Origin of the sequence: Streptomyces sp. NPDC006265 (genome assembly GCF_040613555.1) — a bacterium.
Lineage (GTDB): Bacteria > Actinomycetota > Actinomycetes > Streptomycetales > Streptomycetaceae > Streptomyces.
The window spans coordinates 1-1,352 of sequence record NZ_JBEXSH010001423.1 but is presented as its reverse complement, the minus strand read 5'-3'; the positions used below and the strand labels follow the sequence as shown (position 1 = coordinate 1,352).

Below are 1,352 nucleotides of genomic sequence, written 5' to 3'. Positions count from 1 at the left end.
GTGAACTGATGGCGGGCAACCCGGCACGGTGAAGCGGCGTGGGCGACAGGCCCTCGGCCGGCTCTCCACCGCGGTGGGACGCCCTGGGGCGGCGATGCGGCAGCGAGCACCCCCGGCTCCGGTGGAACGACGCGCACGACGGGCCCTTGGCGAGTTCCCCCGGCGCGGTTCAGGGACGCGGGCGACAGGCCCTTGGCGAGCATTCCGGCGCCGTGGTGCCAACGCGCGACAGGCCCTTGGCGAGCACCCCAGCGAGATGGTGCGACGTGCGCGATGAGCCCCCAGCGGGCGCCGCGACGTAGCGGTGCCACGTACGCGATGGCCCCTTGGCCGGCACCCCGGCGCGGTAGTGCCACGCGCGCAATGGGACCTTGGCGGGAGCCCGCCGCGGCGGTGCCGCACGCGCGGCATGCCCTAGCCCACCGCCCGACGCGGTGGTGCGGTGGACGCGCGAACGACGAGGTCGACCGGCGGGTCGGCCGCCGGCGGCTGGTCTGTCTCGGGCTTCTCGATCGCCTGCACCAGGAGGCGGAGCCCCTCCCGCGCCACGGCGTCGAAGGGCTGCCGCACGGTGGTCAGGGGCGGGGTGACATAGGCGGCCACGGGGATGTCGTCGAAGCCCACCACGCTGACGTCGTCGGGCACACGCAGCCCGGCCTCCGTCAGGGCGCGGATGACACCGATGGCCATGTCGTCGTTGGCGGCGAACACCGCGGTGCAGTCACCGCGGACGGCGAGCTCGCGGCCCGCCGCGTATCCCGACGCGGCCGACCAGTCTCCCTCCAGCACGGCCGGCTCCGCGATGCCGCGTGCGGCCAGGGCCCCGCGCCAGCCCGCCAGTCGGTCCCGGGCGGCGAACCACCGCTGCGGGCCGGCGAGATGGTGGACGATCGCATGGCCGAGGTCCAGCAGATGCCCGGTGGCCGCCCGGGCGAGGAGTTCCGCACCGACGCCCGCGGCGATGGTGCGGGCGCCGCCGAGGGCCGCCGGGGCGCCGAGCACGAGGACCGGCACGTCGACGCTGACGGAGACCGGCCCCTCGTCGATCGGCTCGGAGACCACGATGCCGTCCACGCCCTGTTCCAGCAGCGACTCCACGGCGCCGGCCACCCCTCCCGGATCACCTTCCAGGGTGTTGACCACCCGGAGCGCGTAGCCGGCGTCCCGCGCGGCCCGCTCGACGCCGATCAGCAGCGACGCGGGGCCGTAGAGGGCGGTTCCCAGGGTGACGACGCCGATGGAGCGGGTCCGTCCGGAGGCCAGGGCCCGGGCCGCGCTGTTCAGGCGGTAGCCGAGCTCCCCGGCCGCCGCGAGCACCCTGCGGCGTACGTCGTCGGAGACGTACCGCTCCC

The 1,352-nt window shown here is 75.9% G+C and carries 1 protein-coding gene; it reads right to left on the bottom strand.

The annotated features are described in order from the left end of the window. Window positions 1-414: 414 nt before the first annotated feature. The coding region (locus ABZ281_RS49460) for a substrate-binding domain-containing protein (protein ID WP_356665409.1) at window positions 415-1,352 on the bottom strand (938 nt) is incomplete at its 5' end.